The following is a 14,174-nucleotide window of genomic DNA, read 5'->3' as shown; positions in this document are numbered from 1 at the left end:
CCTCGGACACGACAACAAAGCCATGTCACGGGGTCAATCAATTGGCACTGGCTTAACAAGCACCCTGTTGAGTTCTCAAACAACCAACACACACCGCTGAAGCTCGCTCAGTTGAGCTTGCCTCATCCGGGGCAACTTCTCTACTTTACCAGGTCGCTCGCCGTTGTCAAGTCCGCATTTCCGGGCTATTCAACTTCAAGCGGCTTCCCGAGCATAACAAGGACACCGTTTCCGGTGATCTTGTTTCGGGAGATCCAGTAGGACCGGCCGGCACTGGAGCATGTCGCTCGCTTGCCCGCCCGGCTCCCTGCCGGCTTTGTTACTTTACCAGCTCGTTCCTGCCTGTCAAGTTCGCGTTATCCGCTTGTCGACCTTCTGGAACGTTTCCCGCACACGCCAGCCACACCGTTTCCGGTGTGGAGACCTGCTCGGGATTCCGACTGGACCGGCCGGCTCGAGCCTCTCGGCTTTCACCCGCCCGGCTCCCTGCCGGCTGGATCAACTTACCTGGCCGGCTTCGCGATCGCAAATCCGGCTTACACCGGTTGAAACCGCACCACCCAGGAAGAAGTCCGGCGAACCGGTCGTTTCCGACCAGTCCCTCGGACCTGGAGAACCGTACGGGGAACGGCGAACCCGCGTCAAATCGGGGAGGATGACGGCATGACGCCGAGCCCCCACGCGGACGCACTGCTGGACATGCTCTTCCCGCTGTGGCAGTTCGTCATCGGGATCGCCGTGGCGTTGTTCGTGGTCGTGGCCACCTATCGGCTGGCGATGCGCGGGCCTTCACGGATGCGGGCCGCGATGCTCGTCACGGGCGCGGCGATCGTCGGGATCACCGTCGTCGGCATCCTGAGCAACCGCCACGCCTGACCCGGCGGCAACCGCCGGGCCGGCGCGGGGAGGGTCAGAGCCGGCGGTTGGCCAGGCTCGGCAACGTGGCGCGGATCTCCGCGAGCCGTGCGAAGTCGAGATCGGCGAACGTGACGCCCACGACATCGGGCGCCAGGGCGACGACCGTCCCCCAGGGGTCGATCACCATGCTGCGCCCGAAGCAGGTGCGGTCGGGGTCGTGGTTGCCGACCTGCCCGGCGGCCAGCACATAGCACTGGTTCTCGATCGCGCGGGCACGCAGCAGCGGCTCCCAGTGGTCGCGGCCCGTGTGGAGCATGAACGCCGCCGGCACCACGAGCACCGTCGCGCCATCGATCGCCAGCTGCCGGTACAACTCGGGGAAACGAAGGTCGTAGCAGATCGACAGGCCGAGAACGGTCTCGTCGACGTCGAGCAGCGTGGTCTGCGTGCCGGGCGCCACCGTCGCGGACTCGTGATAGGAGACGCGACCGGGGATCTCGACGTCGTAGAGGTGGATCTTCCGGTAGGTGCCGGCGAGTCCGCCCTGGCGGTCGAAGACGAGCGTGGTGTTGTACGTGTGCTCGGGGTCGGGCCCGACCTCGTGGAAGGAGCCGGCGTGCACCCACATCCCGAGCTCGCGCGCGGCGTCGGCGAAGAAGGCCGCGAACTCCCCGTCGATCGCCTCCGGCTTCGGCGCCCCGTCGGCGCGGCCGAGGTAGTCCACGTACTCCGGAAGCACCGCCAGATCCGCACCGCCCGCGGCGGCACGCTCCAGCAGGGTCCTGGCCACCCTCAGGTTGTCGGCCCGGTCGTCACGGGCGTTCAGTTGACACACCGCTACGCGCATACCCTCAGCCTATCGATCAGGCGGCGGTCAGGACGAGAGCAGCGGCGGCCAGACCGAGCCCGGTGATCTGCAGCGGCCGCATCCGCTCCCGGTCGACGGCCATCGCGAGGAAGACCGTGCTCACCGGGTACAGCGACGCGATCGGCGCGGTGATGCTCAGCATGCCCCCGCGGACGGCCACGAGGTAGAACGCGTTGGCGGTCACGTCGAACGCGCCGGCGGTGCTCGCGAGCGCCACCGACGTCCGGTCCATCCGCAGTGGCACGCGCATGACGCGCATCGCCACGAGGAGCCCGGCGACCCCGGCGACACGGCCCGACAGCAGCGGCCACATCCCGGACGCGTGCGACGTCTGGGCGATGAGCGTGAAGTACCCACCGAACAGCAGCCCGGCGCCGAGCGCGGCGACGATCGTCCCCCGCGGGACGGTGACGCCGCCGGTCGGGCCGGCGCTGACGAGCGTGATGGCGACGACGGCGAGCACCGCGCCGCACAGGGCGAGCGCCGACGGGCGCCGGTCCAGGACGAGGCCGAGCAGCAGCGGCACCGCGGCCGTCGTCGTGGCGGTCAGCGGCGCGACGACCGACATGGCGCCGCCGGCGAGACCGCGGTAGAAGACGACGAGACCCGCGACGCCGACGACGCCGGCCGCGGCGCCCCACGTGAGGTCGGCGGCGGCCGGCAGGCCCGGGCGGGTGACGATCAGCCAGCCGACGACCAGTGGGATGCCGGCCAGCTCGGCCACGAGCGCGATGCCGAACGAGTCGGTGCGCTGACTCGCCTTGCCGCCGGCGAAGTCACCCGCACCCCAGACGAGCGCGGACACGGCGGCGAAGACGAGTGACAACACGCCGAGAACGCTATTGGTTGTTATCGTGCACCGCCACCGCGTTTTCCGTCGCGTTGCTGGCAGTGTGATCCGTATTCCGTTGCTCAGGTCGTACACATGCCGCAAACGCCACAAAGAGAAGCGCCGCCCACCCGTGGGGGTGGACGGCGCCGCGTCTCGTGCGGCTAGGCCGACTTCTCCTCGCGGTCCGCGCGGCGGCGGCCGGCCCGGTGGGCGGCGAGGTCGCGGGGAACGATGGTCGGGATGACCTTCTCGAGGACGACCTCGCGGGTGATCAGCACGCGGGCGATGTTGGGGTTGCTGGGCACCTCGTACATCACGCTGAGGAGCACTTCCTCCATGATCGCGCGGAGGCCGCGGGCGCCGGTGCCTCGGAGGATCGCCTGGTCGGCGATCGACTCGAGGGCCTCGGCGTTGAACTCCAGCTCGACGCCGTCGAGCTCGAACAGGCGCTGGTACTGCCGGACGAGCGCGTTGCGCGGCTCGGTGAGGATCTTGACCAGTGCGTCGCGGTCGAGGCTCTTGACGCTGGTGATCACGGGAAGGCGGCCGATGAACTCGGGGATGAGCCCGAACTTCAGCATGTCCTCCGGCATCACGTCGCCGAAGCTGTCGTCGAGCGTGCGGTCGGTGATCGAGCGCAGGTTGGCGCCGAAGCCGGTGCCACCCTTGCCGACGCGCGCCTGGACGATCCGGTCGAGCCCCGCGAACGCGCCACCGCAGATGAACAGCACGTTGGACGTGTCGATCTGGATGAACTCCTGGTGCGGGTGCTTGCGGCCGCCCTGCGGCGGCACGTTGGCGACCGTGCCCTCGATGATCTTCAGCAGCGCCTGCTGCACGCCCTCGCCGGACACGTCCCTGGTGATGCTGGGGTTCTCCGACTTGCGGGCGATCTTGTCGACCTCGTCGATGTAGACGATGCCGGTCTCGGCGCGGCGGATGTCGTAGTCCGCGGCCTGGATCAGCTTCAGCAGGATGTTCTCGACGTCCTCGCCGACATAGCCGGCCTCGGTGAGCGCCGTGGCGTCCGCGATCGCGAACGGCACGTTGAGCATCCGGGCCAGGGTCTGCGCCAGGTGGGTCTTGCCGCAGCCTGTGGGGCCGATCAGCAGGATGTTGGACTTCGCGAGCTCGACGCCGTCGCTGGAGTTGCCGCCGGACTCGGCCTGGACCCGCTTGTAGTGGTTGTAGACCGCCACCGCGAGGGCCTTCTTGGCCTGGTCCTGCCCGACCACGTACTGGTCGAGGAAGGCGCAGATCTCCATCGGCTTGGGCAGCTCGTCGAACTTGACGTCACCCGACTCGGCGAGCTCTTCCTCGATGATCTCGTTGCAGAGGTCGATGCACTCGTCGCAGATGTAGACGCCCGGTCCTGCGATCAGCTTCTTCACCTGCTTCTGCGACTTGCCGCAGAAGGAACATTTCAGTAGGTCGCCGCCGTCGCCGATCCGTGCCACCTACGATCTCCCTGCATTCGGCCGGACTGACTGCCCGGATCGCGTCGCGCCTGTGCTTCGCGCTTTGCGCGCTTTGCGCTTTTGTTCAGCTCACGTGCGCGGCTTGCTGCCGGTCGCCGCTTGCGTCTTGCGTCGTGCGTGTTGCTTCGTGCTGCCTCGACGTTACCTGGTGGTCGGCCGTATTCCGACCCCCTGAGCGGTGGTGTCTTTCCGGATGGCCACATCGGCCCGCCAGACCGTGAGGTGAGGCGGGCCGACCGTGAACCTTGTGGGCTACGCCCCGGAAGCGACCAGCGCCGACTTCTTGCGGCTGACCAGGATGTTGTCGACCAGACCATACTCCTTGGCCTCGTCGGCCGTCAGGATCTTGTCGCGGTCGATGTCCTTGCGGACCTTGTCGATCGGCTGCCCGGTGTGCCGGGACACCATCTCCTCGAGGTTCGTGCGCATCCGCATGATCTCGCGGGCCTGGATCTCGATGTCGGACCCCTGCCCGTAGCCGCCCTCGGTGGCCGGCTGGTGGATGATGATCCGCGAGTTGGGCAGGGCCAGCCGCTTGCCGGGCGTGCCGGCCGAGAGCAGGACCGCTGCGGCGCTCGCCGCCTGGCCGAGGCAGACCGTCTGGATGTCGGGCCGCACGTACAGCATCGTGTCGTAGATCGCCGTCATGGCCGTGAACGAGCCACCGGGCGAGTTGATGTACATGATGATGTCGCGGTCCGGCTCGTTGCTCTCCAGCGTCAGCAGCTGCGCCATCACGTCGTTGGCCGACGCGTCGTCGATCTGCACGCCGAGGAAGATGATCCGGTCCTCGAACAGCTTGTTGTACGGGTTGGTCTCCTTGATCCCGTACGACGTGCGCTCCACGTAGGACGGGAGGATGTAACGGTTGTGCACCTCGCGCATCGCCGGGGGCAGGCTCAGATCGGTCATCGCTTCGCTCCTCAAGCCAGGGTTCCGGCGCCTTCCGGAGCCTGCTGGGCCCCGGTGATCACCTTGTCGATGAAGCCGTAGTCGCGCGCCTCTTCGGCGGTGAACCAGCGGTCGCGGTCGGAGTCGGATTCGATCTGGTCCAGGCTCTGCCCCGTGTGGAACGACACCCGCTCCTGGAACATCCGCTTGGTGTAGAGCATCTGCTCGGCCTGGATGGCGATGTCCGAGGCCGTGCCGCCGATGCCACCCGAGGGCTGGTGCATCATGATCCGCGCGTGCGGCAGCGCCATGCGCTTGCCCGGCGCGCCGGCGCACAGCAGCAGCTGGCCCATCGACGCCGCCATGCCCATCGCGACCGTCGCCACGTCGTTGGTGACGAACTGCATGATGTCGTAGATCGCCATGCCCGAGTAGACGGAGCCACCGGGCGAGTTGATGTAGAGCCAGATGTCGCGCTCCTCGTCCTCAGCGGCGAGCAGGAGCATCTGGGCACAGATCCGGTTGGCGACCTGGTCGTTGACCTCGCTACCAAGGAAGATGATGCGCTCCTTGAGCAGCCGGTTGAACACCGAGTCGTCGAGCGTCAGGCTCGAGTCCGCGCCCCGACCGCGCCCCGAGGGCGCGGGACTGACTGGCGACGCTGGAATATGCAGGTCGGTCATGGCAGCCCTTCGCAAGAGTCTTGTACTTGCCGACCCTAACCGGTGTTGGGAGCGGGAGCTTCCCATGCTCACCGCATTTCGCTATGAGCGCACCGTGGTCGGCCGGGCCCGTTGTGCGTGCTTTGCCGCGTTGCGTGCCTCCACGCTGCGGCTCGGGCCCGGCCGGCTCCCAGATCAGTGGTTGTGACCCTCGTGGTCACCGTGGTCGTGGCCCTCGTGCTCGTCCACCGGGCCGCGCAGGTCGTCCAGCGACAGGGCGGTGCCCTCCGAGTCGACGATCTTCACCCGCTCGAGCACCACACCAAGCGCCTTGCCCCGCCGCACGTCGCCGAAGACCGCACCGGCGACGCCGGCCTGGACCAGCTGGTCGTAGTACTGCTGCGGGCCGACCCCGGCACGCTGCGCCCGGTGCACGATCTCGTGCCCGAACTCGTCGTCGCTCACCTGGATGCTCTCGGCGTCGGCCAGGGTGTCGAGCACCAGCTGCACCTTCACGCCCTCGACGGCCGCCTCGTTGAGCTCGGCGTCCATCTCTTCCTCGGTCTTGCCCTCGGTCGACAGGTAGTCCTCGAACGACGCACCGATGCGCTGGAGCTGGTCGTTCATCGACTCCTTGCGCGACTCCACCTCGTCCTTCACCACGCCCTCCGGCGCGGGGACCTCGGTGGCCTCGATGACGGCCTTCAGGGCCAGGTCACGAGCCGAGTAGAGCTGCTCCATCCGCTTCACCCGGGTCAGCCGGGTGCGCAGGTCGTCCTTGAGCTCGTCGAGCGTGTCGAACTCGCTCGCCAGCTGCGCGAACTCGTCGTCGACCGGCGGCAGCTGCTTGTCCTTGACCGACTTCACGGTCACCGACACCTCGGCGTCGCGCCCCTCGAAGTCGCCACCGACCAGCTGCGTGGTGAACGTCGTCGACTCACCCGCCGACATCCCCGCCAGCACGTCGTCGAGCCCCGGCACCAGCTGACCGCTGCCCACCTCGTGGGAGATGTTGGTGGCGCTGCCGCCCGGCACCTCCTCGCCGTCGACCGTCGCGACCAGGTCGATCTGCACGAAGTCGCCGACCAGCGCCGCCCGCTCCACCGTCTTCAGCGTCGCGAACCGGTCCCGCAGCCCCTTGAGCTGCTCGTCGACGTCCTCCTCGCTCACCACGAGCGCGTCGACCGTCACCTGGATCTCCGACAGGTCCGGCAGCGTGATCTCGGGCCGCACGTCCACCTCGGCGGTGAACTTCAACGGCTGCCCGTCCGCGAACTCGGTGATCTCCACCTCGGGCCGGCCCAGCGTCTTCACCTCGTGCTCACGCACCGCGGCCAGGATCTGCGTCGGGATGACCTCCTGCACCGCCTCGTTGAGCACGGCACCTCGCCCGACCCGCTGGTCGATGACGGCGGTCGGCACCTTGCCGCGGCGGAACCCGGGAATCACGACCTGCGAGCCGATCTCCCGGTAGGCCTTCTTCAAGCTGGGCTCCAGCTCGGCGAACGGCACCTCGATTTCGAGCCGCACGCGCGTCGGGCTCAGGGTCTCGACGGTGCTCTTCACAGAACTTCTCCTCATGGGTCGCGGTCAGCCGCTCCAACGGCTGGGGTGGACTGGCGGCTGCCTGGTATGTCCCGGTCGGGGTGGCGGGATTTGAACCCACGGCCCCTCGCTCCCAAAGCGAGTGCGCTACCAAACTGCGCTACACCCCGGTGCTGTGCGTCGGCAAGTGTATGCGTTGGGTCTGACAGTCCGCCGCTCGGTATGGCGGTGTCGCACTGCATGGACCCGCCATATGCCCTCCGGCGGAGGATTCGGTACGCTGGGAGGCGCACCCGGCAGCGCTGGGAGCACGCGGGCGTAGCTCAATGGCAGAGCTTCAGTCTTCCAAACTGACGGTGTGAGTTCGATTCTCATCGCCCGCTCTTAGCTCTTCAAGCAGGTCACAGGCTCCATCGTCCCACTGCCGCGACCTGCGCCTCTCACCCTTGGGCCGTTAGCTTCTCGCCCGCGCCCTGCTGATCCTCCGCACTCATCGCCCGCGGCGATCTCACGCGGCCCTGGTCGCTCGCGCGTGCCGGCGCTCCGGATCCCTGGTGCGCCGGCATCCGGGTTCCTCGTGCCTGTCAGGTCATCGACAGATCACCCCGTGCTGAGAAAGTCAGACGGAGACGGGGCGGGCGTTCAGGAGGGCGGTGTGGTCGCGGGCGGCGGCGTCGAGGAGGGCCTGCCAGGCGTCGGCGCCGATGGGGAGACGGGTGGGGCGGGCGTCGGAGGCGATCAGGCGCAGGACCTCGGTGGCGAAGAGGGACGGCGGGTTGGCCATCGGGAGGTCCTTCATGGCGCGGGTGCCGGCGAGCATGGGGGCAGTGACCGCGCGGTACGTGTCGAGGTGGTCCGACTCGGTCAGCGTGGCGCCCCACTCGGTGGCGAAGCAGCCCGGCTCGACGGCGACGACGTGGACGCCGGTGCCGGTGAGCTCCTGGGCGAGGGTCTCGACCATGCCTTCGAGGGCGTACTTGGCGGCGGCGTAGGCGCCCAGGCCCGGGTACGCGAGGCGGCCCGCGGTCGAGGAGACCATGACGACGTCGCCGTGGCCCTGGGCGCGCATGAGGGGCAGGACGAGGCGGGTCAGGCGCCAGGGGGCGAAGAGGTTGGTGGCGAACTGGGCCTCCAGCTCGGCGTCGGTGACCTCCTCGACGGCGCCGAAGTGGCCGTAGCCGGCGTTGTTGACCAGGACGTCGATGCCACCGAAGCGGGCGACGGCGGCGTGGATCGCGTTGTGGCAGTCGTCGGGGTCACGCACGTCGAGCGCGCAGGTGGCGAGCGTGCGGGGGTAGGCCTCCCGGAGGTCCTCGAGCGTCGACGGCCGGCGGGCGGTGGCGAGGACCTGCTGTCCTGAGGCGGCGACGGCCTCCGCGAGGGCGCGGCCCAGGCCGGTGGAGCATCCGGTGATCAGCCAGCGGCGAGTCATGCCCGACATCGTGACGCTGAGTACGCGGCACAGGACAGAGCGAGAACGTGAATGATCGTCATTCATCACCGGAAATCCGTCGTTCGTGAATGCGAACGCGGCGGGGCGGGGCGTCGTACAGTTGCGGAATGCGCTCGCTCGCCGAGCTGATCTCCGAGGACCGGTCGGCGTGGGCCGAGGTCGAGGCGGCGGTCAGCGGGTCACCGTTCGCGGTGGAGATCCTGCCGACCGATCCCGACAGGGCGGCATCCTGCCTGGAGCGGCTCCAGGTCACCACCAAGTCGTGGCTCGGGTCGCTGGTGTACCTGTCCGGCGGGCTGGTCATCGACGACGGCTGGCTGCGGATCCTCGGCTCCGGACACCCCGAGCGGCGGCTGCCGGACATCCACACGGTCAACGCCGGGTTCGAGGGTGCGGGGCTGGTCGTCGCGCAGGACGTGATGGGCGGCGAGTTCGTGTGGCGGCAGGGTGACGGTCCGTCACCGTCGATCCACTACTTCGCGCCCGACACGCTCGGCTGGGAGGACCTCGGCCTCGGGTACACCGACTGGCTGTACGCGATGCTCGGCGGCGCGATCGACCAGTTCTACCTGAGCTGGCGCTGGCCGGGCTGGCAGGACGAGGTGGCCGCGGTGCCGTTCGACGCCGGGATCCACACGCTGCCGCCGCTGTTCGCCGCGGAGGGCAAGGACGTGGCCGAGGTGAGCCGCCGGCCGGTCCCGATGACCCAGCTGGTGAGCGTCCTGCACGACTTCGCCGACCAGCTCGGCGCGTAGGTGGAGCTGCACCATCGCGACCAGGGCCCGCGGGACGCCCCTGCGGTGGTCCTGCTGCACGGCGGGGGCAGCCGCGGCGCGACCTGGGACCTGTTCACGCCGGCGCTGCTGGAGGCCGGGCACCGGGTGGTCGTGCCGGACCTGAGAGGTCATGGAAGCAGTCCGCGCTCCCGCCGGTACACGCTGAACTCCCACCGCGACGACGTGCTCGCGCTGCTCGACCGGCTCGGTCTGGACCGGGTGACGCTCGTCGGGCATTCGCTGGGCGGGTTCGCCGCGTCGCTGGTCGCGCAGGAGTGGCCGGACCGGGTCACGCGGTTGGTCCTCGAGGATCCGCCGGCGCCGCCGCGCGTCTCCGAGGGCCGGTTGTCGCTGGGCCGCCTGTTGCTGCTGTCGATCGGGACCGCCGACCCGCGCCGCCGGTACGACCGGCTGGCCCTGACCTCCGCGATCGCGCAGCTCAGGCAGGCGCAACCGCAGTGGTGGGACGCGCTGCCGGCGATCGCGGCGCCGACCCTGCTGCTGTCCGGCGGGCCCGCGAGCCACATCGCGCCGGCGCGGCTGGCCGAGGTCGCGGCGCTCATCCCGCGCTGCGAGCTGGTCACCCTCCCGGTCGGGCACCGCATCCACAGCACCGCCCCGGACCGGTTTCGCGAGACGGTCATGAAGTTTCTCGGCGATGCTGTCCGGGACGGCGCGCCCGCTCCGACGTCCCCGGCGTCACCGGTGGACGGTGCCGTTCGAGAGGAGTGACCGTGAAGTACATGATCCTGACGTACGCGTCGCAGCGGGACTACGACGAGATGGCCGGCAAGCCCGGCGACGCCCCGGTCTGGACCGCCGAGGACTTCGCCGCGATGGGCGAGTTCATGACGAAGTTCAACCAGGAGCTCGAGGCGGCCGGCGAGCTGGTCGAGACCCGAGCCCTGGGCGCCCCGGTGCACACCCGCCGCATCGGCGGGACGCCGCCGCTGGTCACCGACGGGCCGTACGCGGAGACGCAGGAGGTCCTCGCCGGGTACTGGATCGTCGACGTCGACAGCTTCGACCGGGCCACCGAGATCGCCTCCCGGCTCGGCCAGTGCCCCGCGCCGCCCGCGGCCGCCGCGACGGCCTACGCCGACGTGCGGCCGATCATCGAATCCGGCGATGAGATCGGTCTCTGAGGACGCATCAGGGGACCTGCTGCGTTCACTCGCGCCGCAGGTCCTCGGCGCGCTCGTGCGCCGGTACGGGCACTTCGACCACGCCGAGGACGCCGTGCAGGAGGCGCTCATCGCGGCCGCGGCGCAGTGGCCCACCGGCGGCGTCCCCGAGTCCCCGCGCGGCTGGCTGATCACCGTCGCGTCGCGGCGGCTGACGGACCTGCTGCGCAGCGAGCAGGCACGGCTGCGCCGCGAGGCGGAGTGGGTGCCCCCGCCGCCGTCGGGCGCGGCGCACGACGACAGCCTGATCCTCCTGGCGATGTGCTGCCACCCGTCGCTGACCCCGCCCGACCAGATCGCCCTGACGCTGCGGGCCGTCGGCGGCCTCACCACCGTCGAGGTGGCGCGGGCGTTCCTGGTGCCGGAGGCGACGATGGCCCGCCGCATCAGCCGCGCCAAGCAACGGATCAAGGCCAGCGGCGTGCCGTTCGCGCTGCCGTCCGGCTTCTCCGGCGCCGTGCTGCACGTGCTCTACCTCATGTTCAACGAGGGCTACGCCGCCACGACCGGCCACGACCTGCACCGGCCCGATCTGGCCGCCGAGGCGATCCGGCTGGCACGGCTCGTGCACCGGCTGATGCCCACCGACAGCGAGGTCGCCGGGCTGCTGGCGCTGATGCTGCTCACCGACGCGCGGCGGCCCGCCCGCACCGCGCCCGACGGCACCCCCGTCCCCATGGACACGCAGGACCGCACCCTCTGGGACGCGGCGCTGATCGCGGAAGGTGTCGCCCTCGTCACGGCGGCGCTGCCCCGCGGCCCGGTCGGCCCGTATCAGCTGCAGGCGGCGATCGCGGCCCTGCACGACGAGGCCCCCACCGCCGCCGAGACCGACTGGCCGCAGATCGTCGCACTGTACGAGCTGCTGCTGACCCTGACGGACAACCCGATGGTCGCGCTGAACCACGCGGTGGCGGTGACGATGGCCTCGGGCCCTTCCGCCGGCCTGTCGCTGCTGTCGTCGCTGAGCTCCCTGGCGGGCGATCACCGTTTCCACGCGGTGCGGGGGCATCTGCTGGAGATGAGCGGCTCGCTCGCGGACGCCCGCGACGCCTACACGAAGGCCGCCGGCCTCACCGGCAGCGTGCCCCTTCGCCGGTACCTGCACACCCGCGCCGCCGCGTGCCAATGATCGGACGGTCCGGCACGTAGCGGGCGTTCCTCCTGGTCAATTCCATGATCCGGCTGATTTCGAACGCCTGTTCGACTACTGTCCCCACTCATGGAGATCACCTGCACCGCCGTGAAGCTCACCCCGACCGCCACCGGCGACGTCCCCGTCCGCTGCTCGAAACACCCCGACCACGTCGCTGCCGGCGACCCGGTCCACGAGTCCCGCGTCGGCGTCTTCCCGGTCCGCTGGACCTCCCAGGAATGACCGGCGCTGTCCGAACGTACTGGATCCTTGACTGAACGTGATTCCGATGACGTCCGCGCGACCGATCAACGATGGCGCTCCGCGGCGGAAGATCAGCGCATGAGCCGTCGCCGCCTCACCGCCGCCGTGATCGTCCTGCTCGCCCTCGCCGGCTGCGGCTCCACCGCGAAGCCGGGCACCCAGTCCGTGGCCGCGGCCGGCTCCGCGTCGCCGTCGGTGTCCGCGTCGGTGTCCGACTCCCCGTCTCCGTCTCCGTCCCCGTCCGCGTCGCCATCTGCGTCCGTTGCCGCGTCTGTACCGGCGACCGGCGTCCCTGCGCCGAAGACGACGACCGGCGCCGCGAAGCCGACCACGACGAAGCCGGCGCCTCCGAAGACGACCGCCCCGGCCGGCGGCGGCAACAACAACGTCCACCCGGGCGCCTTCTGCTCGCCCGAAGGTGCGATCGGACACACGTCGACCGGAACGCTGATGCGCTGCACCCGTAAGCCGGGCGAGGACCGCGCCCGCTGGCGCGCGGCGACCTGATCGCCGCAGCCCGGCGCGGGAGGCACCACCGCCGCCTAGGCTTGATCCGTGCAGTCCGACCGTGCGAGCGAGCTCCGGGCGCGGCACCGGGAGGCCGGATCCCCGCCGTGCGCCCACGCCGACCTCGCCAAGGAGTACTACCTCGGCGCCCAGACCGGCGACTACATCTGCACCGCGTGCGGACGCGAGTTCGGCAGCGTCGCCGAGCGCGACGCAGCGGTGAAGAAGGACACGACCTGACGATCGCCTCGCCGCGATGCTTGACCTACGGCGAGGCATCCGCATGGACGGCGAAGCCTGCGAGCTGGGGCTGGCCCGCTGGCGGGACGGCGCGGCCGTATCGATGCTGGTTTGATGATCGGCGTGGCGAAGGATCTATGGTGGCGGATCGGTGTCCCCGCGGTGGGGCTGGTGGTCGCCATGGCGGTGGGGTGGCGGCTGGCGCACAGCGTCGTCGCGCCCGTCGTCGTCTGCGCGTGGCTGCCCCTCGCCGCGTGGTGCCTGTTCGCGCCCCGCATCCGGGCGGCGCTGCCGATAGCGCTGGTCCTGCTCGCCGCGATCGCCACGATCCGGTGGACGCTGCCCGGGCAGCCCGGCGACCGGAGCATGGCGATCGTCGTGCCGACCCTGATCTGGTACCTCGTCCCCGGCGGTGTCGCGCTGCTGGTGGCGGCGACCCGGCGGTCCCAGCCGTTCCGGACCGTCCCCACGCTGGTCGCCTGCGGGGCGCTGGCGCTCGCCTGCGGCGTCGGCGTGCTCTCGTGGAACCAGGTCGGCGAACCGTCGCCGGACGAGCTGTTCCCGTTGCCCGCCGGGCTGACCGCGACCAGCGCCACCGGGCCTGACGGAGCCGACGGCTGCGACCAGGGCGGCCACGCCTGCTGGACGTACTACCGCGTCACCGGCACCGCGGGTGACTCCACCGCCGCCCTCACCGAGCGGCTCCGGCGGCACCTGCAGGAGACCAAGGGATGGGGCACCTTGGCGGTGCCGGGCGGGGCCTCGTCCGAGTCGTGCCGCCCGGTACGCCGCCTCGGCCAGTCCGCCACGACAGACCTCTGCGTCGCCGTGACGAGTGACCCGGCCGGCACCCCCGACCGCCCGGCCATCGGCGTGGAGCTGTCCATGTCGAAGATCGGCCGCGCGCCCTGAAAGCTCGTGTCGCCCGCCGATGCGTGTTCGCGGAGTACCTCTGTTCGCCTGCCTAGGATCTCCGCTCGTGGACATCGCAACACTGCTGCGGGAGATCGGGTCGCGGGCCGGATGCCGGGTGTTCCCGCCGTCCGGCCCGATCCGGATCGAGCCGCACCACACCGCACCGCGGGACGTCATCGACTTCTATGCCGCATGCGGCGGCGCGGAACTGTTCGCCGACGAGTTCCACGGCGCGCTGATCCTGCCTCCGGACCGGGTCGTCAAGGCCAACCCGGCAATCGTTCGGGAGGAGTTCCCGGACGACCCGTCGGACGCCTGGTATCTCATCGCCAAGACCAACGACAGCTCGTATTCGTACATCTCCGCCGATTTCGGCGACATTCACAGTGGCCGCTGCTACGACAGTTCCTGGGACCGGCACGGCATCGTCGGGTCCATGGATGTCGTGGCGAGCAGCTTCACGGACCTGCTCGAGTGGATGCTGCGCGCCGAAGGGCGGGCGCTGCACTGGGACGACCCGTCGTTCCCGCGGCTGGGCGACGCCTACGACTGAGCGGGCCGGGACG

18 protein-coding genes and 2 tRNA genes are annotated in these 14,174 nt (G+C 70.0%); 12 read left to right on the top strand and 8 right to left on the bottom strand.

The genetic code is table 11. The features are described 5' to 3' along the window. Together ABZ321_RS39010 and ABZ321_RS39005 are read left to right on the top strand one after the other, a co-directional pair. The coding region (locus ABZ321_RS39010) for a hypothetical protein (RefSeq protein WP_354900584.1) at nt 1–261 on the top strand (261 nt) is incomplete at its 5' end. Nucleotides 262–663: 402 nt separating this feature from the next. Further along, nucleotides 664–876, top strand: coding sequence for a hypothetical protein (locus ABZ321_RS39005; protein WP_344501468.1), 213 nt, complete (start codon nt 664–666; stop codon nt 874–876). A gap of 34 nt (nt 877–910) precedes the next feature. Here the strand turns inward: ABZ321_RS39005 and ABZ321_RS39000 are convergent, their stop codons facing one another. The 7 genes from ABZ321_RS39000 to ABZ321_RS38970 form a co-directional block, all read right to left on the bottom strand. Beyond that, the gene (locus ABZ321_RS39000) at nt 911–1,705 is read right to left on the bottom strand and encodes a carbon-nitrogen hydrolase family protein (RefSeq protein ID WP_354900582.1); all 795 of its coding nucleotides are present in this window, start codon (nt 1,703–1,705) and stop codon (nt 911–913) included. 16 nt (nt 1,706–1,721) lie between these two features. After that, on the bottom strand, nt 1,722–2,555 hold the full coding sequence (locus tag ABZ321_RS38995) for a DMT family transporter (RefSeq protein ID WP_344501470.1): 834 nt from the start codon (nt 2,553–2,555) through the stop codon (nt 1,722–1,724). A 164-nt stretch (nt 2,556–2,719) separates the two neighbouring features. Beyond that, a complete protein-coding gene (gene clpX, locus ABZ321_RS38990) occupies nt 2,720–4,015 on the bottom strand; it encodes an ATP-dependent Clp protease ATP-binding subunit ClpX (RefSeq protein ID WP_344501471.1) in 1,296 nt (431 codons plus the stop codon). Nucleotides 4,016–4,288: 273 nt separating this feature from the next. Continuing rightward, a complete protein-coding gene (locus ABZ321_RS38985) occupies nt 4,289–4,948 on the bottom strand; it encodes an ATP-dependent Clp protease proteolytic subunit (protein WP_344501472.1) in 660 nt (219 codons plus the stop codon). 11 nt (nt 4,949–4,959) lie between these two features. Next, entirely contained in the window at nt 4,960–5,610 is a 651-nt protein-coding gene (locus ABZ321_RS38980) for an ATP-dependent Clp protease proteolytic subunit (protein ID WP_344501473.1), read from the bottom strand. 174 nt (nt 5,611–5,784) lie between these two features. Next, on the bottom strand, nt 5,785–7,155 hold the full coding sequence (gene tig / locus ABZ321_RS38975; protein ID WP_344501474.1) for a trigger factor: 1,371 nt from the start codon (nt 7,153–7,155) through the stop codon (nt 5,785–5,787). A gap of 75 nt (nt 7,156–7,230) precedes the next feature. Further along, a tRNA-Pro gene (locus ABZ321_RS38970) sits at nt 7,231–7,304 on the bottom strand. A gap of 142 nt (nt 7,305–7,446) precedes the next feature. On the opposite strand from ABZ321_RS38970, the gene ABZ321_RS38965 reads away from it, so the two are divergent. After that, a tRNA-Gly gene (locus ABZ321_RS38965) sits at nt 7,447–7,517 on the top strand. A 236-nt stretch (nt 7,518–7,753) separates the two neighbouring features. Here ABZ321_RS38965 and ABZ321_RS38960 read toward each other — a convergent pair. After that, nucleotides 7,754–8,566, bottom strand: a complete 813-nt coding sequence (locus ABZ321_RS38960) for an SDR family oxidoreductase (protein WP_344501475.1) — start codon at nt 8,564–8,566, stop codon at nt 7,754–7,756. A gap of 128 nt (nt 8,567–8,694) precedes the next feature. Here ABZ321_RS38960 and ABZ321_RS38955 point away from each other — a divergent pair, with 128 nt between their 5' ends. The 9 genes from ABZ321_RS38955 to ABZ321_RS38915 all read left to right on the top strand — a co-directional run bounded on the left by ABZ321_RS38955 (nt 8,695) and on the right by ABZ321_RS38915 (nt 14,161). Continuing rightward, complete coding sequence (locus ABZ321_RS38955) at nt 8,695–9,342, top strand: DUF2625 family protein (protein WP_354900579.1); 648 nt, start codon at nt 8,695–8,697, stop codon at nt 9,340–9,342. Next, nucleotides 9,343–10,095, top strand: a complete 753-nt coding sequence (locus tag ABZ321_RS38950; protein WP_354900577.1) for an alpha/beta hydrolase — start codon at nt 9,343–9,345, stop codon at nt 10,093–10,095. A gap of 11 nt (nt 10,096–10,106) precedes the next feature. Next, on the top strand, nt 10,107–10,508 hold the full coding sequence (locus tag ABZ321_RS38945; RefSeq protein WP_344501898.1) for a YciI family protein: 402 nt from the start codon (nt 10,107–10,109) through the stop codon (nt 10,506–10,508). Beyond that, nucleotides 10,492–11,679, top strand: coding sequence for a DUF6596 domain-containing protein (locus ABZ321_RS38940; RefSeq protein ID WP_354900575.1), 1,188 nt, complete (start codon nt 10,492–10,494; stop codon nt 11,677–11,679). Before ABZ321_RS38945 ends, ABZ321_RS38940 begins: the two co-directional genes overlap by 17 nt. Nucleotides 11,680–11,769: 90 nt before the next feature. Beyond that, complete coding sequence (locus ABZ321_RS38935; protein WP_344501479.1) at nt 11,770–11,925, top strand: hypothetical protein; 156 nt, start codon at nt 11,770–11,772, stop codon at nt 11,923–11,925. Nucleotides 11,926–12,024: 99 nt separating this feature from the next. Further along, nucleotides 12,025–12,453, top strand: a complete 429-nt coding sequence (locus tag ABZ321_RS38930) for a hypothetical protein (protein ID WP_354900573.1) — start codon at nt 12,025–12,027, stop codon at nt 12,451–12,453. Nucleotides 12,454–12,501: 48 nt separating this feature from the next. Further along, a complete protein-coding gene (locus tag ABZ321_RS38925; protein ID WP_344501481.1) occupies nt 12,502–12,693 on the top strand; it encodes a hypothetical protein in 192 nt (63 codons plus the stop codon). 123 nt (nt 12,694–12,816) lie between these two features. Beyond that, on the top strand, nt 12,817–13,605 hold the full coding sequence (locus ABZ321_RS38920; RefSeq protein WP_354900571.1) for a hypothetical protein: 789 nt from the start codon (nt 12,817–12,819) through the stop codon (nt 13,603–13,605). A gap of 67 nt (nt 13,606–13,672) precedes the next feature. After that, complete coding sequence (locus ABZ321_RS38915) at nt 13,673–14,161, top strand: SMI1/KNR4 family protein (protein WP_354900569.1); 489 nt, start codon at nt 13,673–13,675, stop codon at nt 14,159–14,161. Nucleotides 14,162–14,174 lie beyond the last annotated feature (13 nt).

This window comes from Dactylosporangium sp. NPDC006015 (assembly GCF_040614215.1).
GTDB lineage: Bacteria > Actinomycetota > Actinomycetes > Mycobacteriales > Micromonosporaceae > Dactylosporangium > Dactylosporangium maewongense.
The sequence above is the reverse complement of the archived record's forward strand: the minus strand, read 5'-3'. Positions and strand labels throughout refer to the sequence as shown.